Raw genomic sequence first — 23,298 nt, forward strand, 5'->3', positions numbered from 1 at the left:
ATAGTTGGTCGAGATTAATAAATCCCGACCAACTCTATTTTATGAATTAGGCTTGCTTACAAATGGATTGCCTTTAATGTAAAATCGCCAAGGCAATAAGGCATGCTCTGCAGCATAAGCTACTCCAACACGTGGTGAAGCCACAATTTGCTCAGCCTTGAAATGAATACCACTGTCTTCGATCCAGATTTCATCGCCCATAAGGTCTTTGGCATTCAGATTTTTATCTATACCCATCGCTTTGGCTAAAGCACCTGGTCCAGCAGTTAAACGAGGTGCCAATTTTTGCATATTTCTCCGTTCTAACATGATTGATACACCTTCTACTGGCTCAATTCCACGTATCAATACAGCGTTTGGCTGATTTTCAGTCGCTGTAACCACATTAAAAAGATGATGAATTCCGTAACACAAATACACATAGGAAATACCACCAGCCTCATACATAGGGGCAGTTCTAGGAGTAAATCGCCTACCATAAGCATGAGAAGCTTTATCCGTTACTCCATTATAAGCTTCTGTTTCTACAATGGTACCACCTGTCAATTGCCCATCAATTAAGGTAAACAACTGCTTGCCCAAAAGCTGAGTAGCCAAACTTACTACATCTTCTTGTTGGTAAAAGGAAAAGGGTAATTTAGACATTTAAGAGCTTAATGACTTGATTCAGGTATTGACCATCAACTTCATCAAAATGAGCAAAATATTCGCTATCTACATCTAAAACTCCAATAATTTGGCCTCCTTGGTAAAGCGGCAATACGATTTCTGATTTGGATGCAGAAGCGCAGGCAATATGACCTGGAAACTCATCAACATTAGGTACAATAATCGTTTCGGCCCTTTCCCAAGATGCACCACAAACTCCTTTTCCCAACTGAATTCTAGTACAGGCAACAGGACCTTGAAATGGCCCCAACACCAACTCTCCATTCTTAACCAAGTAAAACCCTACCCAAAACCAATTGAATTGTTCTTTTAGTGCTGCACAAACATTAGCCAAATTGGCAATAAGATCTGTTTCTCCGTAAAGTAAAGCTTCTATTTGAGGGATTAAAGATTGATACTGTTCTTCTTTGGTTCCTACCTTGGTAATTGTTAAGTCTTCGGCCATGAGATTGATTTTAGAATACAAAGTTACGAAATGACCAAATCAACTCCACATCACTTCAATAGATTGACAATAAACAGATGAAAATTTAGGCAGAAAGCAGGCTTTTTCTTCCTATCATCAAATAGATGAGTAGACCTATAAATGGAAAAAGCACCACGATATTGGTCCACACCAGTTTTCTCATTCTTTTGTTATAGGGATATTTAGCAATATCCATTACCGCCCAAATGCTAAGCGAAATCCATCCAATAACGATCAAATAAATAAAAACCATCTCTTTTCTTTTGATTTAAAGATACGAAAAATCATTTAAAACTAACATCTCTAAGACTATTCCACATTCTTCCTCTACTTTAAACAAAATACTTAGCTTTGAAATTTATAAGTATAATACACAATCACATGAACAAAAAAACCTTATTCATTACTTTACTTTTCTTTGCTGGGATGATCCAATTTGGATACCACATACCAGAAGAAGGGATGTTTCCGTTGAGTGAAATTCATAAATTAGACCTCAAGAAAGCGGGCCTAAAAATAGATCAGAATGAAGTCTACAATCCGAATGGGATTAGCTTGGTTGATGCCTTGGTTAACGTAGGTGGCTGCACAGGCTCTTTTGTTTCTAATGAAGGATTAATCATTACCAACCACCATTGCGCCTTTAGTGCTGTACAATTGGCAAGCACTCCAGAACATGACTATTTGAATAATGGGTTTGTAGCTAAATCACATGAACAAGAAATTGAAGCAAAAGGATTAACCTGTCGAATTACTGATAGTTATGAAGATGTATCTGATCGGGTTTTAGGTGCTGTTGCTCAAGTTAGCGATCCAGCTTCAAGACTACAACTCATTAACAATGCTATGAAAAACATTGCAATTGAAGCAGAGAAAAAAGACCCAAGCATTAAAGCGGAAGTGTCTGAAATGTTTATTGGCAAAAGCTACGTACTCTTCAGATATAAAACCATTTTAGATGTGCGCTTGGTTTATGTACCAAACCGAAAAGTAGGCGAATTTGGTGGTGAGACAGACAATTGGGTTTGGCCACGCCATACTGGTGATTACTCTTTCATGAGAGCTTACGTAGCCAAAGACGGCTCTCCTACTAAATACTCGAAAGATAATGTTCCCTACACCCCTAAAAAGTTCTTAAAAGTAAATCCATCAGGAACAACCGAAGAAGACTTTGTATTCATTTTGGGTTATCCAGGTAAAACATTCCGTCATCGCCCAGCACAATTTATAGATTACCAAGCAAAATATTTGTTGCCTTATACCTCAGAATTGTACGATTTCCAGAACACAACAATGGAAAACGTGGGTAAAAGAGATAAAACTACCGAACTTAAATTAGCTACAAGAATTAAGAGAAATGCCAACGTAATGAAAAATTACAGAGGCAAACTGAAAGGGATTAGAGATATTGATTTGGTTGCACAAAAAAGACAAGAAGATGCTGCTTTAGCTCAATTCATTAACAACAATGTAGAAGTTAAAGCACAATACGGCAATCTAATGACCGATATTGACCAACTCTACAAACAAATTAACGGCGATGCCAATCGTGATCTATGGTTGACACAAATCTATACTTCTACCAGCTTGTTAAACATTGCCAAACAGATCAACACCTTTAAAACCGACCTAGAAAGCCAACCAAGTGCCCAAAAAGAAACTTATTTTAACACTAATATAGAAAAGCTGAAACAAGCCTTAAATGTGACTTATGATGCTTACGACATTGATGTAGACCGCAGAATTTTAAAGAAGATGATGAGCGATGCTACACAATTCTCTTCTAACCAAAGGGTAAGCGCTATTGATAAAGTAACCAATAGAGGCAGTAACAACGATGCAATGATTACTGATTTTATTGGCGATACATTTGGCTTAAGCAAGCTGAAAGATAAAAACTATGTACTGAATACTTTGCTCAAATCTGGCAAGAGCATAGCTGATTATAATGACGGCCTATTGTTATTTGAAAAAGATATTGCCAAACAGATTGCAGAACTCAAACCAGAAAAAGACCGTAGAGATGGCGTTTTAAACAAACTAATGGGCGATTATGTAAACGTAAAAGAGAAATTTTTAAAGAAAGATTTTGTGCCTGACGCTAATAGCACCTTAAGATTAACCTATGGCCATGTACGTGGCTACTCTCCTGCCGATGCGAGCTTTATGGCCCCCTACACCAGTATTAAAGGGATTTTAGAAAAAGGAGCGACAGGAAATCCTGATTTTGCCTACCCACCACAAATTAAAACCCTTTGGGAAGCCAAAGACTTTGGTCCATTTGCCAAAAAAGAACTAAATGATGTTCCGGTAGCATTTTTATACAACATGGATACCACAGGTGGAAACTCTGGCTCTCCGATTATGAATGCTTATGGCGAATTGATTGGTGTAAACTTCGACAGAGCCTATGGCGCAACCATTAATGACTATGCTTGGAACGAAAGCTATAGCCGTTCTATTGGGGTAGACATCCGTTATGTTTTATGGGTAGCTTCTAAGATAGACCATGCCGATTTCTTGTTAAAAGAAATGGGTGTTAAATTGTAAAAAACTTATGCTTATACCGTCAATTCAACTACTCATGAATTGACGGTTTTAATCCAAAATATATGAGAACAATTGCCGAACTACCACACCCAGAATTTAAGATTACTTTGTTTAGCATGAACCAAAAATACATTGTAAAATTTGAACAAGGCCAGCTAGAGCAAAGCTATAAATTATCAGAACTTGACTTATCTGGAGGAGGAGCAAATGAAGTATTTCAAATACTTGATGATGATTTTTTAAACACCGTAACCGAGCGTTTTAAAACAATGAGAGCTGATTTTTCTGCCGCTTACAGAAGACACCAGTAAGCATTTAGATAAAATACATAACTTACTGTAAATTAACACATTTAAACTCAAAACAAAATAATGTTTTGAGTTTTTTCTTTTTTACCATCTTTCAAATACTATTGAAGTAAATTAAAAATCTAAATAATTAAACTTAATTTATTGAAATATAAGTTATTAAATAAGTAAACAAAATATGATTTTGTTGGCTGTTTTAACCAAATATTATAGAGGTTTTGTTGATTTAAGCCTTAAATAAGCGATTTTAATGAAAAGCTTATTTGCTATAATTATCTCATCAGTTAGCGGTTTATTTCCAGTGTTAGCGATAGTCTTTAAAAACAAAAGCCCTACTCTTGCTGTTGTGCCTAAGTAACTGATCTGATATGAAAAAATATATAAGTATCGCTTCCCTTATTTGTGGTGCACTCCTACTTTCGACCGCAAGTACACATGCACAAAACAACACACCAAGACCTGATAAATTATATACCATGAGCGGCATCGGTTTCTCATTCCCAGTTGGTGAAACCAGTGATTATCTGAAGCCAAAATTTTCTACCTCATTAGGTTTAAATTTGGGGCTAGGTAATGGTGGATTATTCTTATATCCAAAGGTGAGTTTACATGCTTATAGCCACAATGAAATTACACCAGATGCTGGTTATGTTTATAGCTTACAAAAGGCAAGGGCAACTACCTATTTACTCAATGTTGCTTTGGGTTATCGTAAAATTGCCGGAAAATTTGCATGGTATGGATTTGCAGGCGGTGGTGGTGGAATCATTTTAAGTCCAAGAGTTACTGTAAACCCTACAAACCAACAAGCCACCCTAGACAATAAGAGTAATGGCATGGCAATGATTGAAGCAGGCGCAGGTACAGAATATAACATTGGAGGTGCCGCTTTATTTATTGAAGCCAGTTACATGCATGGATTTAACAAAATGCAGAACCGCAGTTTTAACGCAGTCCCAATTGTCATAGGAATCAAACCTAATTTGAGCAAACTGTTTAAGTAAAAAGTGTAAAGTAGAAAGACAAAAGTACAAAGTAGTAAGTATAAAGACTAAGGGTTTAACAGTTTCCAATTTTCAACACCTATTCCCTATTTCCCATTCCCTATTTACTATTCCCCAATTAAACCGGAATCAAATCGATATACCAATAACCACTAGGCATTTCTGATTGATCTGGATTGGGGAAAGTTTTAAATACCTTTTCTCCGAGTTCGAAATCAATTCGTTTGTTAAATATAGGGCCATCGAATACAAAGGTATGGAATTCACCATTTTCGCCACATGGATCAACATCGACAGGTAAGTCAGCTAAAAAGGAATCATCAATGACCCTTCCACAAAAATCTTGTAAGCCATCTTTTGCACAAACTACAATGGTCTGATAACCTAATTGAATAAATTCCTTTACCAATTCGAGACTATTTCTTTTCCATAATGGAAAAACGGCTTTCATTCCAATTTTGGCCAGTTGCGCCTCTCGATAAGCTTTAAGGTCTTCCAAAAAGATATCACCAAAAATAGAATGACCAATTCCAACTGATATCAATTTTTCAAACTGCGCATTGATTGCAGTCTCGTAACTTTCCATATCAGGCATTTCTGGCAGGCGTACTTGAACCAAAGGAATATTTAAAGCATCGGCCTGTTTCAATAATAAAGTCGCTCTTACGCCATGCATAGCCACTCTATCGAAAGCATCGTTTACAGTAGTCAATAAATAACGTACTTCAAATTCTTGTTGGTGCAAAATGTAATGCAAAGCGAGCGTACTATCCTTACCCCCGCTCCAATTGAATACCGCTGGGATCAACTCAGCCATTTTCTCTTAGTAAGTTAGCTACTTCTTTTAATCCGGCAGTTGCCGATTTTTCGATTTGAATTACATTTTGATATTGGCCAACAGAAGGAATTTTAGGATCAATGATATACTTAGGGGTTTGAACGGGAACAAAATCAATCAATCCGGCAGCAGGATAAACAGCCAATGAAGTACCAACCAACATAAACACATCAGCAGTTGCACAAATTGCGGCAGCAGTTTCTATTTCGGGCACAGCTTCTCCAAACCAAACCACGTGTGGGCGTAGTTGCGAACCCAGCTCGCACAATTCTCCCATTTTAAGTTCATCTCCTTCGATAGGGTAAAGTAAATTTGAATTTCGATCGGATTGTGCATAGGTAATGATGCCATGCAGATGGGTAATTTGAGTAGAACCAGCACGTTCGTGCAGATCGTCTATATTTTGCGTAATAATGTATACATCGAAATGTTCTTCGAGCTTTGCCAATTCAAAATGTGCTGTATTTGGTTCGGCTTGTAACACTTGTTTTCTTCTTTCGTTATAAAATTGCTGTACCAATACCGGGTTAGCATGCCATGCTTCTGGCGTAGCCACCTCCATTACATTGTAACCTTCCCATAAGCCATCTGCATCTCTAAAGGTTTTGATCCCACTTTCGGCGCTCATTCCTGCTCCGGTTAAAACGACAAGTCTCTTCTTCATATTCAAATTTAAATAAAAAACCCTTCTGTATTTCTACAAAAGGGTTTACTATATTTTTCAATACTTATTTTATACTGTTCTGCTTAAACTTAAAGCTGGGTATTTTGCTTTTAATCCTTCAAAAATTCCAAACATTAAAGCCGAGTAGCCTAAAGTACCGTACAAGAATTTCAATTCAAAAGGAATTGCTGCTACTAAACATGCCCAAAAGCCTGCTATAGTTTGTGGATAAAAAGTAGAACCGAACCAAACACCAAAATCTGAAACAATCCAGTGAATTAAAACCGCAGCTAAACCAGCACCTAAAACATTTGGAACATTTACTTTATTTACGATTAACTTTCCTACCAATACCATTAAAATAAAAGCAATATAAGTGTAATACCAACCTTGATAAAAACCGTAATCTATACCCATTGTAGCGGCAAGCCCTAAATCGCTAATCAACAAAACCAATACAGGTAATAAAAATGCTGAAATGTTATTTTTAAAATAGGCACCTCCAAATAAGGCTACTGCTCCAATTCCAGAGAAATTGGCAATTAACTTAAAGTCTGGCGAAAGTGGTGCAATCACCCTTAACCCAACAATAAGCAACATAAACAATAACAATACTGGTGTTCTATAATTTGACTTATTTTCCATTTTTATCGATTTAATGCACAAAGCTAAGATTTTTGTTTAATAAAATGCCTAGTATATAATTGTAAAGTAGGAAATGGGTAATAGTAAATAGGAAATAGATTAGTTTGATGCTTAACTAAACTGTTTATTTTAGAATTCACTCTATTTCCCATTACCTATTTCCATTCTCTCCATTCCCTATTCCCTATTCACTACTTAGGAAACACAATATCTGTAATCCATCGGCCCGCTTTTTTATACTGTTTTTTTACTTTCCCAGTTTGGTCAAAAATGTAAACATCGCTCCAGTTTTCCTCACCAGTAAACAATCCTGGACTATCGGCAATGTAAAGTTCGCCATTTTTTGGGTTTACTTTCCAAGCTGTTGCGAAACTGATCCCCACATTTCCAGGGTCCACAAATTCACTTGCTGTTTTAGTTGCTGTATTGAACCTGCAAATTACCCCTCTTGAGGTTTCTTGCCAATAGATATAATCGTCGTTACCAGATGCGGTAAGGATACCATTGGCAGGTAATTTATACGTAGTTGCAAGTTCAACCGAATCTACCGCTTTTAGGTTTTGATCTAATTTAACAAATTTGGCTTTGTTGGTAAATCCTTGTACGACTACCCATGTTGTTTTACCCGCTGTATTTACTACACCAGCAACGTTTTCTTTGTAAGTGTATAACACTTTTACTTTACCATTATCAAGTTGAACCAATTGTTTTCCTGCCCCAGCAACAATAGACTGATTAATGGTATTGATCGGCACCAAAGAAATGTCTTTTGAACCCTCAATTGGATCTGCAGCAATGCTTTTATTACTCAAGTCAACTGGATATAAACCAGGTTTTCTTCTATTGGTTACATTGGCATATCCTGTCTTCCCATCGGTAGTAGCAAAATAAGTAATTCCGGTAATGCCCGATTGACTAACTACATCTTTTAGCTTTAAGGTCTGGTCGTCCAGCACACTTAAATGGTTTGGCCCAGTTGCAGAGCTCACATAATATTGGTTGTTAAAATGATAAAGATTATTTGCCGATGACGACAGGGATAAACCTGGATTTACTTTCGAAAACACATCCAAGTTCAATAAACCTTGTTCATCAATATGCGAGATTTCGGCCGCACCACTCCCTGTTTTATCTGTATAACTTAACAGTAAAACACCATCTCCATAAGCTCCTAAAGCTTTAATGCGATAGGTTAAGGTAGTTGTACCAGCAGCATTGGTAGCCTGAAAAATTAAGGTATACACACCTGGCGTTGCTCTGTTAAACTTATAAGAAGCAGTATTTGCAATTTCTTTTCCATCTTCCAGCCATTGATAGGTATCTACCTGTCCGGTCATTTTTGGGTTAAGGATTAAGTCTTGCTTTATCTTTACAGACAACGCACCATCTCCTACTCGCTCATGGTTTAATACTATTGTGGCCATTTGTTCTTTTTTGCATGAAGCAGTAAACAATAGCACAAAAAGGAAGGCTGTAATATATCTTAAATGTACGTATTTCATAAATATTTGCTAACAGGCCCTTACAAAAGAGCCGATAAAATGAATTATTCTATTTAATTTCTGATTATTGATTAAACACAGTTACCGATGGGAAATAATAGCCGTCGTAAGCAATGGTCTTCTTCAAATTTCCGGCAGGATCATAAAAGAAAAGGTTATTGATGGCAAAATTAGCGCCGAAACCAGATTGTACGGTTTGGATAATGATTTGATTCTGTTTGCTGTCAAAACCGATGCCTTTGCCATAAAAGATCTGCTTGGCAGGATTGGTAATCAACGGCGCATCTATCGAAGCGTTGTTACCAGAAACATATTTATAAACTTCGCTACCACCGCTGAAACTTGCATTCTTTAAAAGATACACGGCATTTTCTTTAGTTGAAGCCACAATTGAACTTGGATGCCAAGCACCCCATGAAGCATAGGTAGTAAATTTAAGATCAACGCTATCTTTAACCAAGGTTTGAGGATCGATCTGATAAAGGTATTTACCACCTGTATACCAAACTTTACCATTGGGTGTTTGTACAAAGCCCATGGTTACATTTTTTACTTTTTGGTTCAAGCTGTAATCGTCTGCATTAAAAATCAGCATTCCATTAGTTGCACTGTGCATAAAAATGTATTTACCTGCTTTTAGCATATCACCAATCTGTCCATCTGCACCTACCAATTTATTATTGGTGCTCATGGTGTTAAGATTCAACATATACACGCCTGAAGAGCTACTTAAAAGGCCTGTATTTTCGTCAATTCCTAAAAAGGCACGCCAATCATTACCACCTTTAGCATCAATACGGCCTTTTTCTTTAAACGTATTAGGGTCTACCACCACTACTGGCCCGCCAACCTTGCTTACCAAGTACATGTTACCTTTATAGATACTTCCAAATTGCAAAGTTGAACTTGCCGGATTTAAATCCTTAGTAGGGTTTTCTCTTTTAAAGATACTATCTGTTAATTTTCCAGTATCGTAGCTATAAAAATTCACTTCTCCGGTTCCGTGACCAAACCAGCCTTCGTTAACAATAAAAAAGCCATTTTCATATTTGCCTTTAGCTACAGGCGCTGGTTCTTGGATATCGTCTTTTTGACAAGAAAAGAGACAAAGTGCGAATAATGTTAATGATAAAATAGATGTTCGTAGTGTAAATTGTTTCATTTGGTATTTGTGTTTTATTCTTATTTGATATTTAAATCTGTTGCACCTTTAATTTCTGTCGAAATTTCACCCAATAATCCATTTCCTTTTTCATTTTGGCCTGTGTATACTTTCACAAAATCAATGGTTTTCAAGTCTACCTTTTTCCCATTTTGATCTACTGCCCACGAAATATCAAAACCATTGTAACGATTGGTCTGGTAGTCATCACCTAAAGACCAACTATCGGTATAACCCCAAGAAAAGGCATCATTTACAAAGATGCTTCCTACCTTACCCCATGTAGACCTCAACAGGCTTCCTTTAAAGGTTAATGTCTCTTGGTTAGGCGCAAACTCTGGATAGTAATTGTGTTTATGGAAATTATTGATTTCTACTGCACCACTATTGCCCTGGTTATCTGTCCAAGTTACATTGGCATAACCTTTAGGGTTGGTATAGGTAATTTCGTAGTTTTTAATAGTTGTTGGATGGTTATATTCACTTCCTGCCAATTCAAACCATTCATCATCGGGCAAGCCATTTCCATTTTTATCTTGACTTACCATTACAATGCCTGGTTCTGCCCATTGTGTTGTTCCACCTATCGGATTGCCATAAATAGCTAAATCATTCCCATTTTGGTTGACTACAGAATGATCGAAACCAAAAATAACGTAACCTCCATAGGCTCCAAGTGTTAATAAGTTATTGGTATTGCCAATTAGTTTTTGTGCCTGAGCTAAAGAACCTACCGGTGCTTCGTTGATAAACTGACCTGGTGCCGGCAAGTATTCGAATATTCTGCTGATGTATTTACTACTCGTTGGAGAAACACCTACTACTGGAATGGGCACTTCAATTTTATAAGTATGTGTAAAAACACCTGTAGCATTCGTCGCCTTATAAGCTAAGGTATAACTTCCTGCACTGTTAGGATTAAATACATAAAAATTGGTGTTACTTACTGTTTTTCCATCTAACTGCCATTCGTGTGTATAGTTGATTTCTCCGTTAGCACTTGCCACAAACGGATATTTAGCATTTACTGCAACCGTAACACTACCTACAGGAATAGACAAGATAGGTTCTGGTAGCGGATCAGCATTTTTTTTACAAGAAAATAGAGTCGTAGCTATGGCTAGCACGAGGAGTGTAGAATATTTAAACTTCATTTAAGGGTATATTAAGATGATTTATTTTTTCTGTTGTTGATACAACTTGATGTCTATTGCCCCGGCAATTTCTGTTGAAATTTCGCCAAGGTAACGTGAGCGTGCATTGTCGGTAATTGGATGGTATGGATTGCCATTACAGTTCTGTCCGGTATAAACTTTCACAAAATCTATCGCTGTTAAAGCCACTTTTTGGCCATTCTTGTTCACTGCCCAATCAATATCAAAAGTATTGTAACCTCTGCCTAGTTCGTTTTGTAGTTTCAAGTATTCTGATGAGCCACTATCTGTATAACCAAATGCAAATGGCTGATTGGTGATGATACCTCCATCTTTTAAGGTGTTTTTAAGTAAAGTACCTTCAAAAGAAACTTCATTGCCTGCATACCCTAATGGATACCAGTCTTGTAAATGAAAACCATTTTTTAAAATATAGCCTGTTCCACCCTTATTGTCTGTCCACTTAATATCGTCACCACCAGTTGGCTTGTAATAGGTAATCTTGTAATTTTTAATTGTTTCGGAACTCGCATATTCGCTTCCAGCCAATTCTAACCACTCTCCATCGTCTGGTAAACCATTTTTGTTAACATCTTGCATTACACAAACAATTCCAGGTTCTGCCCACTCCATACCCACACCTATTAACGGATTACCAAAAATACCAAGGTCGTGACCACTGCCATTCTGAATAGCATGGTCGAAACCAAAAATAACATAGCCACCAAAACCACCTAAAGAAAGTAAACCATTGTCTACAGTTCCAATTAAACTTTTGGCCTTATCTAATGTGCCATAACTAGGATCGTTGATGAATTGGCCTGGAGCAGGTTTATACTCGAATATTTTAGAGATATAAGGACTTTGCTTTACTTCTGGCTCTGCTTCTTTGCTTTTTTTACAAGAATAAACTAGTACTACAAGTAGCATCAAAAGCAGTAATCTTATTTTAAAAATAATTTTCATGATTGTTATTTATAGGTATAAGTAAAAACGGCATGTTGTGGTAGGCCAGCTGTTGCAAAACTGTATTTCGTTTTTCCATCTAAGCCAAAAACATAGGCTTTACCAGTACTACCATTGTTACCTTCAGAATCGGCAACTACTACCGAACCATCAAATGGATTAACTGTTAAACCATACATGGTGGCAATGGTCGTTCCATCAGTAATTAAACTATTGCCTAATTTCCCTGTAGATAGGTCGATCGGTCTAACAGTAGATTTGTTGTACACATCTTTTGTTACCCAAGCCTGATCTTTTACAATATTTATAGTGCCTAAATCATATTTTTCTATTTGGGTTACCGCATCTGTGTTGCTATTGATCCGAACCAATGTAGGATCATTGAAAATGGTAAAATCCTGCCAAGTGATCACATATAAATCGCCATTATTTGCGGCTGCAATTCTTGCTGGGTTATTGCCCACTTCAATATCTTTTACTTTTGTAAAAGTGTTCAAGTCAATTACCGTTACTTTAGATTTTAATCCATTTGGATAATAAGGATGGGATGAATTGGTTACATAAAGTTTGCCATTGGCTACAGCCAAACCTTCCAAACCTTCTGCTTTTTTGGTGCCATTCATCAATTGCAATTCACCATCAACAGTCAATGAAGCGGTATCTATTCTACTAATTTTACCATCGTAACGAGACACATAGGCTTTATCTTTATAGAAAGTGATATAACGTGGCATAAAACCATCATTGGTGCTATTAAAAGAAATTCTTTTGAGCGATTTACAGGTAGCAATATCCATCACATCAATAAATGATTTGGCTTCGCCCTGTGTACCACTCACCACACAGTACATTTTACTGCCATAAGCTTTCAGATCGTTAGCTGTTTCTCCCAAAGCGGCTTTATTAACCCTACTGTAGATATCTTTTTCCACTTTATTAGTAGCAATGTCATAGTACGAAATTGCGCTGTTGTTCTGACCCCATAAACCTTCGCACAACATATAAATACCTTTGGTGCCAGAAATTTCCGGCACTTTAGGTGTAATTGAGCGTTCTTTTTTACAGGCACTTAACAGCATTGCTACTGCTAAGAATACAAGCACAACTCTTTTAAAGCAATTGAGATGAATCATATTGGCTTATTTATAGCTGTAATTGAATACTGCAGTTTGTGGTCCTTCGCCGGTAGCAAAACTGAATTTCTTTTTACCATCGGCACCAAATACAAAAGCTGTTTTAGTTGCACCTGCATTATTGCTAACCACTACCGTATTATCAAAAGGATTAATGGTAATACCATAAGGCGAGCTAACTACAGTACCATCGGTAATTAATGCATTACCCAATTTACCAGTTGTTAAATTAAGCGATCTAATCTCTGCACTACCACTATAAAGATCTTTGGTTACCCACGCTTGGCTTTTTGCTATAGTTATTGCACCTAGATCATATTCTTCTGTCTGTGTTACCGCATCGGTAATACTATTTATTCTAACTAGGGTTGGTTTGTTGGTTTGTCCATATACATTCCAGGTAATTGCATATACATCACCATTGGCTGCGGTTGCAATTTTTGATGGATTTGGACCTACTTCAATATCTTTTGTTTTTTTGAATGTTGCCAGATCTACCACAGTCACTTTTGTTTTTAAGCTATTTGGGCTAGCATAATCATTTACCGCATTGGTTACATACAGTTTGCCATTGGCTACGGTAATTCCCTCTAAAACGGCTGCTTTATTGGTACCATTCATCAACTGTAGTTCTGAATCTACTGTCATGGTAGCAGTATCAATCCGACTGATTACACCATCATATCTAGATACATAAGCCTTGTTCTGGTAAAAGGTAACATAACGTGGGATATCTAAATTAGTCGCCCCATTAAATGAAATTCTTTTTAATGATTTACCAGTAGCAATACTCATCACATCTACAAAAGAATTATTACTCCCTTTAATACCGCTCACTACACAGTACATTTTACTACCATAAGCTTGTAGGTCATTTGCAGTTTCGCCCAAATTAGTGGCATTAACTTTACTATAAATATCCGCTTCTACTGTACCCTTAGCTATATCATAATAAGCTATTGTACTGTTATTCCTATTCCATAAACCCTCAGACAATACGTAGATACCTTTGGTACCTGAAATTTCTGGCGCTGCCTTTTCAATCTGACGGTCTTTTTTACACGAGCTAAATAGTAGCACTACGGCTACAAATGCAAGGGAAGTTGTTTTAAGGTAATTGTTAAATTTCATACTATATTTATTTATTAGTTTACAAAAGCAATGTGGGCTGGTATATCTCCAGTGGTTACCGACCATTTTAATTTTCCGAGAGCATTGTAACAATGGAGTTTACCTGGAGTAACATAATCTTTGGCGTCTGTTACGTAAACATCTTTATTGGCATGGTTTACTGCAATACCATAGGGTACCTTGATATTCTTTTCTGTACCATCAGTGATGAACTTTCTATCCAACAATATTTCATTTTTGGTATCGATCATGTTATAACTGATCTTATTTTTACCTTCTATATAATTCCATTCTGTGCTATAGATATAGGCTAAATCATCATCAATGGTCAAATTACTGGCTGCAATATTGAAGACCTTTTTTACCTGGTCTGTTTGAGTATCCAAAACCAAGAGTTTAGATGGAATGGTATAATAATCTCCTCTTGAGGTGATGTACAGATCGCCATAACGATCTGCTTTGAGGCGATGCAGATTAATGGCCACCTCAATTTTTTTCACTTCCTTAAAACTATCCAGATCTATTACAGACACCGTACTTTCGTAATGTGGTGGGCTATAACCTCCAGAATTAGCGATATAAAGTTTGTTGTTAACAATAGCCATTTCTTCTGGCTGTCGGCCAACTTCAACGGTACGGTTAATCGTTAGACTTGTGGTATCAATCTCTGCCACCATTCCATTGGGTGCCGTTGGATCGCCAACCTTGCCCAGGTAAGCACTTACATAAGCCTTACCCTTGTTAAAAGTAACGTAACGACAATTGGTGATATTGATCTGCCCCAAACGTTTACCCGTTTTGGCATTTAATACTTCTACCTTATTCGAAATATTGACTACGATATATAATTTCGATCCATAAATGGCAATATCATTACCTACATCTCCCAAACCTTTTGTGGCTTCTGGATTAACCTGATTGTACAAATTTCTGGTATAAACGCCATTCACCAAGTCTAGGTAATCTAAAGAGGCCTTGTTCATGTTCATATTGCCTTCATTAACGAGGTAAAATCCTTTGATCACAGCATTGGGATCAGGCTCTACCCTGCTTACTTCTGCAGGCAGTGGTTGTGGTTCTTTTCTACATGAGGTGAGAAAGAGGATAAAAACACCTAGATATTTTAAATGATTTAACCTCATATAGTCATATTTAAAGTTAAACGGTAATTTCTTCCCGGCATCGGAAAATTTGGGATCACATCATAATATTGGTTCAACAGGTTGTTTACCTCTACATTAATTCCGAATTTCTGTTTCTTGAATTTAAAATCATAACCGATGGCTGCGTCATGGGTATACCAAGGTTCCATATAGTTATAAATGATGTTTGCCTTTTGATTGTAGCGAGCACCTGTATAAATGAAACTATAATTAGCATGCCAGTTTTGATAATCGAGCTTGGTTAAGAAAGAGCCACTATGTTTTGGAATATAAGGGATCTGGTCTTTATAACTCTCGTCTTGTTTGGAGGTAATGTCTATCGCTTTTTGATAGGTATAGTTTATCCCTGCATTCAGCACCAAATTGCTCCCTAGTTCAAAAGCCATTTTGGTATTGATTTCTAAACCACGGATATCTACCAGACCAATATTGTACATGATCCATCGGTAGAGATTGGCACCTGGCTGAGCCACAATTTTATCTTTAATCCTATTGTAGTAGGCATCTGCCTGTACATCGATAAACTTGAGTCGCTGATTCTTGAAATTTTTAAAATAAGTAAGCCCTACATCATATTGTTTGGCATATTCAGGATTGAGCAGGGTATTTCCAATAAAGGTATAATAGAGGTCGTTAAAGGTTGGCATCCTGAAAATATCCTTATAAAAAGCTCTCAATCTTAAGTCGTCGGCCTTAAATATTTTCCAAGAAAGCATTACTGTTGGGCTAAAAACCTGCTTATTACCAGAAGAGCTAAATACCCTAACTTGATCAATAACTGTAGTGCTTAGCAAACTGGCCTGGATATTTAAACGTTTGAAATTTACCGAAGAGCTCAACACATTTAAAAAGGTATTTCGATAAGGGTAAGCAAAACGATAGATATTGGCATCAAGTGTTTGATATTGATAATCGGAAATATAGGCCAGCTCTAGAATTGAGCTTAATTTATATTTTGATGCAATAGAAATATAAGCTTCTTGCTCTTTAAAGCGATTATCCAAGAAACCATCCAGTGTAATGTATTCTGGATCTAAATATCTTAAATAATCATAAGCATATTTTGCATTAACCAAAACTGTAAATTTATCGGTCAATTGTTTTTCTACACTTCCTTGAACAAAGAAGTTCCTGTCCCATATTCTTTGTGTATAATCAAATTTATTGGCCACAATTGCACCTGGCAAACCTCTATCCGACAAAAATGAATAAGCTTGCGCATGCCATTTGCCATTTTTAAACTTTCCAAACAAAGCAGTTTGTAACCTTATTCTTTCTACATCGCCATTGTTTCTTACAGCTGTAGTATCATAAACACCATTGGTATACCTAAATTTATATTTGCCATTGGCACGAATATATTCGGCACTCACATTCGCATTAATCTGATCGTTAACTTTTTGCTGGTACACAAAGCTTGGGTTCAGCAATCCAAAGTCGCCTATTTTAAAGTTGATGTCTAATAAGCTGTGCTGATCTTTTTCAAATTCAGGAACTTTGGTTTTCACATAAATGGCACTTGCCGAAGCATAGGCTTTTGCAGGAATAAGCAATTCTGGCTTTTGTCCGCTATACAAGGCAATTTCTTCTAAGTTATTTAAAGAGAACTTGCCTAAATCTACCTGTCCGTTTTGTGCATTGCCAATTTGTATCCCATCTAAAAAAACTGCCGTATGGTTGGTACCTAAACTGCGTACATTTACTGTTTTTAAACCACCTATCCCGCCGTAATCTTTCAATTGTACACCCGAAAAATAACGGATGGCATCGGCCACAGAAAGACTATTGATCCTTTTCAGTTCGGCAGCAGTAAGAATTTGTAAAGGAGTTGGAGATAAATTTTGCTTGCTAATGCGATATTCATTGATCTCTACGGCCTTTAATTGTTTTACTTTTTCTGTTGTATCTATTACTTGAGCACAACAAAGTTGTGGGAGCATATAAACGCCCATCGCCATAGCAAAAAATATAAAAGATTTAAAGCCTTTAAAAAAGGTCAAACTTTTCTTTATCATTTTTTTGTTGTGAGTATTACCCACAGCAAGCAGAAATTAAGGAGTATGTAAATACAAAAGCAACACCCACTCCTAGCTTCAATCCCCGAAAGCTATGAAATTATAATGCTTAGGCAGGTCTTCTGACTTACTCCCGGTTTCCAGCCTTCCCATTCGTTTTACACGAAAAGTGGCCATAGAATTGAAAACCGTTATAGAGCTTACAGCTGCGGGACAGTTGCGGATTTACACCGTATTCCCTTTTAATCCCGACCTTAAATCGGGAACCAAAAGCAGCGCAAAGGTAGCTAATTTAGCCTCAAATACAAATTAAATAGACATTGTTACAATAGCAACTTATAGAAACAACAGAAAATCCTATCTTTAAACCTCAAGATTTGTCTTATGCGTAAATTATCCTTTTGTCTATTTTTTCTAATCAGCAGCACTGCAATGGCCCAACAGACCGACACCTTATTTTTAAAAAAATTGATGCAAGACAAACCCGAATTATTTGCTGGCATACTCAATCACCCTAATAAAAATGAGGTACAAATCATGTACACGCAGGTTAATCGCGATGCTAACAACAAACCTAGTTTCAAAAGTTTTAGTTATAATTTAAATCCAACCCGATATTTCTATCCTGCCAGTACCGTGAAGTTGGCGGGTGTAATTTTTGCTCTCGAAAAAGTAAATGAGCTTAAAAACAAAGGACTAACTGCAAACCTGACCATGCTTACCGACAGCAGTTTTAAAGGTCAAACCAAAGTACTGAAAGATGAAAGTGCAGCAAATGGAAAGCCTTCTCTAGCACACTATATCAAAAAAGTTTTGCTAACCAGCGATAACGATGCATTTAATCGTTTATTTGAATTTATTGGCCGTGCAGAAATCAACGCTAAGCTTAAAAAGTATGGCATGACCGAAAGTAGAATCTTAAACCGTTTAGCCATTGGCGATGCCGGAGAGGCCGCTAAAAACACCAACCCTATCGATTTTTATAATGGTGATCAATTGGTTTACCATCAACCAGCACAATACGATGCTAAAGAATATCCATTAACCTTAACTAATTTAATTGTAGGTGTAGGTTACATGGACAGTAAAGAGCAATTGGTAAACAAACCCTATAGTTTTGAGAACAAAAATGTTTTTACTATTGCAGATCAGCAATCATTAATGAAGCGTTTGATGATGCCCGAAGCTTACAAAGCAAAAGATCGTTTTAATTTAACGCCAGAAGATTACAAACTCATTTACACCTATATGAGTAAATTGCCAACAGAAAGCGATTATCCTAAATACGATGCCAAGGAGTTTTGGCCAACCTATGCTAAAATGTTATATTATGGTAGAGAAAAAAATGCTGTAATAGATCCTAACATCAGAATTTTTAACAAATATGGTGATAGCTATGGCTTCATTATCGACAATGCTTATTTCGTAGATTTTAAAAATAAAGTAGAGTTCTTTTTAACCGCCGTAGTTCAATCTAATGAAGATGGCATTTATAACGATGGAAAATATGAATACGAAACTGTTTGTTATCCATTTATGAAAAACCTTGGTAAGAGTATTTACGAGTACGAATTGAATAGAAATAAAAAACAGCTTCCAAAGCTAGATCAATTTAAAATGGATTATAAATAAGATCCAAATTAGCTATTCGCTTTATACCTGTCCCATCGACGCACAATTCTGGCCAAGAGTACATCGCCACCGCCATACAAAAAAACTGCACCCATTGGTGGGTTGGCAGTAGGCAGTAGGCCACCTATTTTTGCTTCCCAGGCCCAGCAGCCATACCAGGTTCCCCATAGCTCAATATAAATTACACAAAGTGCGATAAGGAAATAAAGGTTTTGCCATTTTTTGCGATAGATTAACCAAAAGAACAACATACCCAATATACCCGAGAAATAATCTTCAACAAAAATAGTTACTCCGGCAAATAATAAGATAAATACGATTGAAAACAATTTACGGAGCGATAGCTCATGTTTAATTACTGTTTTGTAACCAGCAACCACATAACCAGCCCCATAAACAATGGCATGTCCAAAAGGTACATAAATGGGTATTTCTTCCAAACGATAGGTGTACCAACCAAACCATTTAGAAAAAATCCATTCTCCCAAATAAGACAAGGGGACCATAATAAGCATTAGCTTTCGCAACTGCACATCAGAAACATAATAAAATGCACAAAAGAAAATGATCACGCTAACGTTCACCAACCATCGCAAATCAAAATATGCTTTGGTAAAGGCAACAGAATCTAAGTATAAAGCAAACGGGGTAATGAGCAAAAAGAACAATGGAAACCATTGCAACAAGCGGAATCCTATTACCTCGTTACCATTTAGGACATCATTTGTTAATCCAATTGATTTCATTCAGCGGCGAAAATACAATACATTAGGCATATCCTAAAAGGAAACTATTTTCTATTTCTCTTTTAGCAATTGTTCTTTGCATGTAGCCAATTGCACTGCTTCTTCTTTTGGTAAAACTGGAAATTTCAATTTTAAACCTGCTAATGTTTCAGCAATAATCTGACTAACTGCAAGTCTGGTATACCATTTCTTATCTGCCGGAATAACATACCAAGGTGCATTTGCAGTAGAAGTTGCTGCAATAGCTTCTTCATAAGCTTGCATATAGTTGGTCCATAAGGCTCTTTCTTTTAAATCGCCTACTGCAAATTTCCAATTTTTGGCTGGATCATCTATCCGGTCTAAGAAACGTTGTTTTTGCTCTTCTTTAGAAACATGAAGAAAAAATTTAAGCACCACAGTTCCATTATCAGTTAATTGTTTTTCGAAATTTTTAATGTTTTCGTACCTGTTGCTCCAAAACTTCTTGTCAATTTTTTTCACATCGGTATAACCAGGAATGTTTTCGCTCATGATATATTCAGGATGCACCTTGCAAACCAATACATTTTCGTAATGTGAACGGTTATGGATACCTATCCTACCCTTTTCTGGCAAGGCCTTGTAATGCCTCCATAAAAAATCATGTTTATATTCTTCACTATTTGGGGTTTTAAAACTATACACCTGACAGCCCTGAGGGTTTAGGCCAGACATTACATGCTCAATTACGCTATCCTTCCCGGCAGCATCCATTGCTTGAAAAATAACTAGAATTGAATGTGTGCCTGCAGCATACAATACTTCTTGATACACATCGAGATCTTCCTTCACTTTTTCCAATTCGATCTTGCCTGTATCTTTATCTAAATGACCATCATAGGTCGTGCTAAAGTTTTTTAACTGGAACTTTACGTCAGGATTTGCTAGGTATTTTTTTGTATTGGTCTTCATTTAGGTATTTTTATTTTAAATATAGACGAAATTTAAGTAAATTAAATACGTTAATTTGTACTTACAGTTTTAACACAATTTAACAGATAATATTTCACGATTTTTACATCTTTATCCCATGTTTAAAGAAATAAAAAATAGATACCTTCGTTATATCGCCTTTTTTATATTTTACATTATCATTTTCTTCTGCGCCTTACAGCTTAACTTTTTATGGCTTTTTGGCTATTCTCCAAGTTACAGCGACATTAAGAAACCAGCCCAACGAGTTGGATCAGAACTCTATACTTCAGATGGCAAGTTAATTGGCCGTTACTTTAAAGAAAACCGAACACCTGTTAACTACGAAGAAATATCACCCAGTGTAATCAAAGCTTTGGTAGCCACAGAAGACGTTCGTTTCTACAAACATTCTGGCATTGACGTACAAGCTGTTGCAAGAGCGGTGGTAGGAATGGGAAAAGATGGTGGTGCAAGTACCATTACCCAACAATTGGCCAAAAATCTTTACCGTACCCGATATAGCAAATCATCTGGTTTTATTAAACATGTACCATTGGTACGTACACTGGTTTCTAAATTTAAGGAATGGATGACTGCACTAAAATTGGAAGCCAACTACAGCAAAAATGACATCATTACCATGTATTTAAATACGGTATCATTTGGTAATAATGCTTATGGTATTAAAACAGCATCTCGAATTTATTTCGATAAAGAAGCTAAAGAATTATCTACTACCGATGCGGCCTTATTGGTAGGTATGCTTAAAGGTACCAATCTATATAATCCACTAAAAAGTCCAGATAGGGCTTTAGAAAGAAGAAATATAGTACTGAGCCAAATGAATAAATACAATTACTTGAGTAAAGATAGTTTGGCACTATTGGTTAAACAGCCTATGCAGCTCAAAGAAGGTAAAATGAAAGATGGTAGCGATGGCGATTCGTATTTAAGGGCAGCAGTTGACAAATACCTAGAGAAATGGTGCGAGGATAATGATCTTGATTTATACGAAGATGGGCTAAAAATATACACTACTATCGATTCTAAATTACAAGGTTATGCTGAGGAGGCTGTAAAAGACCAGATGAAGGTTTTACAGAAAAGGTTTTATAGTGTTTGGGGCAACGAAGACCCTTGGGAAGATTCGGAACGCAAAAAGGTAGATTATCCAGATAGGGCCAAACGTAACTTGCCTATCTATGCCCTATTACAGAAAAAATACAAAAACAACACCGATTCTGTTGATGCCTATTTTAACAAAAAGAAAAAGATGAGAATCTTTTCTTATAAGGGAGATCGAGATACGTTATTTTCTACCATGGACTCTATTCGCTATTATGGAAAGATCATGAATACCGGAATGATGACCATGGAGCCGAAAAGTGGTAAAATTAAAGTATGGGTTGGTGGTATAGACCATAAGTTTTTCAAATACGACCATGTAAACCAAGCTAAACGACAAGCCGGTTCTACCTTTAAGCCTTTTGCTTATTTGGCAGCTTTAGAAAGTGGCATGAGCCCATGCGATACCTTTGTAGATAAACCTGTGAAGATTGCTTACCAAAACAAGGGCAAAACTGAATATTGGGAACCAAAAAATGCAGATTGGAGCAATAGCTATCAAGAAATGTCATTACGTTGGGCCATGGGTAAATCTGTAAATACAGTTACTGCACAGGTAACAGAAAAAGTGGGTTGGGATAACGTGGTTAAATGGGCCAAAGAATGTGGTATTGAGAGTCATTTAGAATCTGTTCCATCGGTAAGTTTAGGTCCAAATGATGTAACTGTTTTTGAAATGGTTAAAGCCTATAGTACCTTTTTAAATGAAGGCGTAAGAACAGATCCTATTTTAGTAGAAAAAATTACAGATCAAAACGACAATTTGATTGAAGAATTTACTGCAAAAACCAAGCGGGTATTAACCGAAGAAATTGCATGGTTAATGTTATATATGTTTAGAGGAGGTATGGACGAGCCAGGAGGAACATCTAGAGCGTTATGGGAATGGGATTTATGGAAAAAGAACAATCAAATTGGAGGCAAAACCGGTACCTCTTCAGATTATGTAGATGCTTGGTACATGGGTATTACCAAAGATCTGGTTACAGGTGTTTGGGTAGGCTGTGATGAACGTACTGCGCATTTTAAAAATGGCGAACAAGGAGAAGGATCGCGTACTGCCTTACCTATTTTTGCTAAATTTATGGAGAAAGTTTACCACGATCCTAATTCTGGTTACACCTATGGGCCTTTCCCTAAATCAAAGGTAGAAATTACTAGAAACATCAATTGCCCTACCCCAGTACAACAAGTTGACACCACTGCAATAGATAGTACTGCAATAGATTCATTAGATATGAGCATTCCAATTGCTGAAGAGCCTCAAATCCCAAAAACAGAACCAGAAGTACAACCAAAACAAGAGGAAAAGAAAAACACCGAAGCCCCTGTAAAACAGACTCCTCCGGCAACAGTTCCTTTAACTAAAAAAGAAGAAAGAGAGCTAAAAAGAAAACAAAAACAGGAGCAAAAAGAGAAAGAGAAACAACAAAGAAATGGTGGCTAATTGTGCATTTAGATCTGACAAATAGATTTTTCCGTAATTTAA

At 36.7% G+C, this 23,298-nt stretch carries 21 protein-coding genes and 1 riboswitch; of the genes, 5 read left to right on the forward strand and 16 right to left on the reverse strand.

Translation table 11 applies throughout. From position 1 onward, the window contains the following. Positions 1-39 precede the first annotated feature (39 nt). The 3 genes from AQF98_RS09945 to AQF98_RS09955 form a co-directional block, all read right to left on the reverse strand. Positions 40-645, reverse strand: coding sequence for a DNA-3-methyladenine glycosylase (locus AQF98_RS09945; RefSeq protein WP_055131784.1), 606 nt, complete (start codon positions 643-645; stop codon positions 40-42). Then, entirely contained in the window at positions 638-1,114 is a 477-nt protein-coding gene (locus AQF98_RS09950; protein ID WP_055131785.1) for a GAF domain-containing protein, read from the reverse strand. The genes AQF98_RS09945 and AQF98_RS09950 overlap by 8 nt, the downstream gene beginning before the upstream one ends. A gap of 85 nt (positions 1,115-1,199) precedes the next feature. Further along, positions 1,200-1,388, reverse strand: coding sequence for a PLDc N-terminal domain-containing protein (locus AQF98_RS09955; protein ID WP_055131786.1), 189 nt, complete (start codon positions 1,386-1,388; stop codon positions 1,200-1,202). Positions 1,389-1,516: 128 nt separating this feature from the next. Between AQF98_RS09955 and AQF98_RS09960 the strand changes: the two genes are divergently transcribed. The 3 genes from AQF98_RS09960 (at position 1,517) to AQF98_RS09970 (ending at position 4,997) form a co-directional block, all read left to right on the forward strand. After that, positions 1,517-3,685, forward strand: coding sequence for a S46 family peptidase (locus tag AQF98_RS09960; RefSeq protein ID WP_055131787.1), 2,169 nt, complete (start codon positions 1,517-1,519; stop codon positions 3,683-3,685). Between the two features lie 62 nt (positions 3,686-3,747). After that, positions 3,748-3,996 carry a hypothetical protein gene (locus AQF98_RS09965; RefSeq protein WP_055131788.1) on the forward strand — a complete coding sequence of 83 codons (249 nt, stop codon included), beginning with the start codon at positions 3,748-3,750 and terminating at the stop codon, positions 3,994-3,996. 365 nt (positions 3,997-4,361) lie between these two features. Next, entirely contained in the window at positions 4,362-4,997 is a 636-nt protein-coding gene (locus tag AQF98_RS09970; RefSeq protein ID WP_055131789.1) for a hypothetical protein, read from the forward strand. Positions 4,998-5,115: 118 nt separating this feature from the next. Here the strand turns inward: AQF98_RS09970 and AQF98_RS09975 are convergent, their stop codons facing one another. The 11 genes from AQF98_RS09975 to AQF98_RS10025 all read right to left on the reverse strand — a co-directional run bounded on the left by AQF98_RS09975 (position 5,116) and on the right by AQF98_RS10025 (position 17,370). Beyond that, positions 5,116-5,814 (reverse strand): diphthine--ammonia ligase, encoded by a 699-nt coding sequence (locus AQF98_RS09975; protein ID WP_055131790.1) that lies wholly within the window; start codon positions 5,812-5,814, stop codon positions 5,116-5,118. Continuing rightward, complete coding sequence (locus AQF98_RS09980) at positions 5,807-6,499, reverse strand: Sir2 family NAD-dependent protein deacetylase (protein ID WP_055131791.1); 693 nt, start codon at positions 6,497-6,499, stop codon at positions 5,807-5,809. The genes AQF98_RS09975 and AQF98_RS09980 overlap by 8 nt, the downstream gene beginning before the upstream one ends. A 69-nt stretch (positions 6,500-6,568) precedes the next feature. After that, the gene (locus AQF98_RS09985) at positions 6,569-7,144 is read right to left on the reverse strand and encodes a DUF6580 family putative transport protein (protein WP_055131792.1); all 576 of its coding nucleotides are present in this window, start codon (positions 7,142-7,144) and stop codon (positions 6,569-6,571) included. Between the two features lie 191 nt (positions 7,145-7,335). Further along, the gene (locus tag AQF98_RS09990; protein WP_055131793.1) at positions 7,336-8,646 is read right to left on the reverse strand and encodes a DUF5074 domain-containing protein; all 1,311 of its coding nucleotides are present in this window, start codon (positions 8,644-8,646) and stop codon (positions 7,336-7,338) included. A gap of 64 nt (positions 8,647-8,710) precedes the next feature. Next, positions 8,711-9,808 carry a DUF5074 domain-containing protein gene (locus AQF98_RS09995; RefSeq protein ID WP_055131794.1) on the reverse strand — a complete coding sequence of 366 codons (1,098 nt, stop codon included), beginning with the start codon at positions 9,806-9,808 and terminating at the stop codon, positions 8,711-8,713. 20 nt (positions 9,809-9,828) lie between these two features. Next, the gene (locus AQF98_RS10000) at positions 9,829-10,962 is read right to left on the reverse strand and encodes a hypothetical protein (protein ID WP_055131795.1); all 1,134 of its coding nucleotides are present in this window, start codon (positions 10,960-10,962) and stop codon (positions 9,829-9,831) included. 21 nt (positions 10,963-10,983) lie between these two features. After that, positions 10,984-11,928 carry a hypothetical protein gene (locus tag AQF98_RS10005; protein WP_055131796.1) on the reverse strand — a complete coding sequence of 315 codons (945 nt, stop codon included), beginning with the start codon at positions 11,926-11,928 and terminating at the stop codon, positions 10,984-10,986. Positions 11,929-11,933: 5 nt separating this feature from the next. Next, the gene (locus tag AQF98_RS10010) at positions 11,934-13,031 is read right to left on the reverse strand and encodes a YncE family protein (protein ID WP_152969689.1); all 1,098 of its coding nucleotides are present in this window, start codon (positions 13,029-13,031) and stop codon (positions 11,934-11,936) included. Between the two features lie 36 nt (positions 13,032-13,067). Then, positions 13,068-14,192, reverse strand: coding sequence for a YncE family protein (locus AQF98_RS10015; protein ID WP_055131798.1), 1,125 nt, complete (start codon positions 14,190-14,192; stop codon positions 13,068-13,070). Between the two features lie 14 nt (positions 14,193-14,206). Next, the gene (locus tag AQF98_RS10020; protein ID WP_055131799.1) at positions 14,207-15,334 is read right to left on the reverse strand and encodes a YncE family protein; all 1,128 of its coding nucleotides are present in this window, start codon (positions 15,332-15,334) and stop codon (positions 14,207-14,209) included. Then, the gene (locus AQF98_RS10025; RefSeq protein ID WP_055132109.1) at positions 15,331-17,370 is read right to left on the reverse strand and encodes a TonB-dependent siderophore receptor; all 2,040 of its coding nucleotides are present in this window, start codon (positions 17,368-17,370) and stop codon (positions 15,331-15,333) included. Before AQF98_RS10025 ends, AQF98_RS10020 begins: the two co-directional genes overlap by 4 nt. A 94-nt stretch (positions 17,371-17,464) precedes the next feature. Then, positions 17,465-17,656: riboswitch (cobalamin riboswitch) on the reverse strand. A gap of 98 nt (positions 17,657-17,754) precedes the next feature. On the opposite strand from AQF98_RS10025, the gene AQF98_RS10030 reads away from it, so the two are divergent. After that, a complete protein-coding gene (locus AQF98_RS10030) occupies positions 17,755-19,002 on the forward strand; it encodes a serine hydrolase (RefSeq protein WP_055131800.1) in 1,248 nt (415 codons plus the stop codon). Positions 19,003-19,010: 8 nt separating this feature from the next. Here the strand turns inward: AQF98_RS10030 and AQF98_RS10035 are convergent, their stop codons facing one another. Both AQF98_RS10035 and AQF98_RS10040 read right to left on the reverse strand, forming a co-directional pair. Beyond that, positions 19,011-19,748 carry a hypothetical protein gene (locus AQF98_RS10035; RefSeq protein ID WP_055131801.1) on the reverse strand — a complete coding sequence of 246 codons (738 nt, stop codon included), beginning with the start codon at positions 19,746-19,748 and terminating at the stop codon, positions 19,011-19,013. Positions 19,749-19,799: 51 nt separating this feature from the next. After that, entirely contained in the window at positions 19,800-20,681 is an 882-nt protein-coding gene (locus AQF98_RS10040) for a polyphosphate kinase 2 family protein (RefSeq protein WP_055131802.1), read from the reverse strand. A gap of 118 nt (positions 20,682-20,799) precedes the next feature. Here AQF98_RS10040 and AQF98_RS10045 point away from each other — a divergent pair, with 118 nt between their 5' ends. After that, the gene (locus tag AQF98_RS10045; RefSeq protein WP_055131803.1) at positions 20,800-23,256 is read left to right on the forward strand and encodes a transglycosylase domain-containing protein; all 2,457 of its coding nucleotides are present in this window, start codon (positions 20,800-20,802) and stop codon (positions 23,254-23,256) included. Positions 23,257-23,298: the final 42 nt, after the last annotated feature.

Source organism: Pedobacter sp. Hv1 (assembly GCF_001412215.1).
Classification (GTDB): Bacteria; Bacteroidota; Bacteroidia; order Sphingobacteriales; family Sphingobacteriaceae; genus Pedobacter.

Coding starts and splice junctions, on each gene's coding strand:
- AQF98_RS09945 (WP_055131784.1), bottom strand. CDS start 645: ATGTCTAAATTACCCTTTTCCTTTTACCAACAAGAAGATGTAGTAAGT.
- AQF98_RS09950 (WP_055131785.1), bottom strand. CDS start 1,114: ATGGCCGAAGACTTAACAATTACCAAGGTAGGAACCAAAGAAGAACAG.
- AQF98_RS09955 (WP_055131786.1), bottom strand. CDS start 1,388: ATGGTTTTTATTTATTTGATCGTTATTGGATGGATTTCGCTTAGCATT.
- AQF98_RS09960 (WP_055131787.1), top strand. CDS start 1,517: ATGAACAAAAAAACCTTATTCATTACTTTACTTTTCTTTGCTGGGATG.
- AQF98_RS09965 (WP_055131788.1), top strand. CDS start 3,748: ATGAGAACAATTGCCGAACTACCACACCCAGAATTTAAGATTACTTTG.
- AQF98_RS09970 (WP_055131789.1), top strand. CDS start 4,362: ATGAAAAAATATATAAGTATCGCTTCCCTTATTTGTGGTGCACTCCTA.
- AQF98_RS09975 (WP_055131790.1), bottom strand. CDS start 5,814: ATGGCTGAGTTGATCCCAGCGGTATTCAATTGGAGCGGGGGTAAGGAT.
- AQF98_RS09980 (WP_055131791.1), bottom strand. CDS start 6,499: ATGAAGAAGAGACTTGTCGTTTTAACCGGAGCAGGAATGAGCGCCGAA.
- AQF98_RS09985 (WP_055131792.1), bottom strand. CDS start 7,144: ATGGAAAATAAGTCAAATTATAGAACACCAGTATTGTTATTGTTTATG.
- AQF98_RS09990 (WP_055131793.1), bottom strand. CDS start 8,646: ATGAAATACGTACATTTAAGATATATTACAGCCTTCCTTTTTGTGCTA.
- AQF98_RS09995 (WP_055131794.1), bottom strand. CDS start 9,808: ATGAAACAATTTACACTACGAACATCTATTTTATCATTAACATTATTC.
- AQF98_RS10000 (WP_055131795.1), bottom strand. CDS start 10,962: ATGAAGTTTAAATATTCTACACTCCTCGTGCTAGCCATAGCTACGACT.
- AQF98_RS10005 (WP_055131796.1), bottom strand. CDS start 11,928: ATGAAAATTATTTTTAAAATAAGATTACTGCTTTTGATGCTACTTGTA.
- AQF98_RS10015 (WP_055131798.1), bottom strand. CDS start 14,192: ATGAAATTTAACAATTACCTTAAAACAACTTCCCTTGCATTTGTAGCC.
- AQF98_RS10020 (WP_055131799.1), bottom strand. CDS start 15,334: ATGAGGTTAAATCATTTAAAATATCTAGGTGTTTTTATCCTCTTTCTC.
- AQF98_RS10025 (WP_055132109.1), bottom strand. CDS start 17,370: ATGATAAAGAAAAGTTTGACCTTTTTTAAAGGCTTTAAATCTTTTATA.
- AQF98_RS10030 (WP_055131800.1), top strand. CDS start 17,755: ATGCGTAAATTATCCTTTTGTCTATTTTTTCTAATCAGCAGCACTGCA.
- AQF98_RS10035 (WP_055131801.1), bottom strand. CDS start 19,748: ATGAAATCAATTGGATTAACAAATGATGTCCTAAATGGTAACGAGGTA.
- AQF98_RS10040 (WP_055131802.1), bottom strand. CDS start 20,681: ATGAAGACCAATACAAAAAAATACCTAGCAAATCCTGACGTAAAGTTC.
- AQF98_RS10045 (WP_055131803.1), top strand. CDS start 20,800: ATGTTTAAAGAAATAAAAAATAGATACCTTCGTTATATCGCCTTTTTT.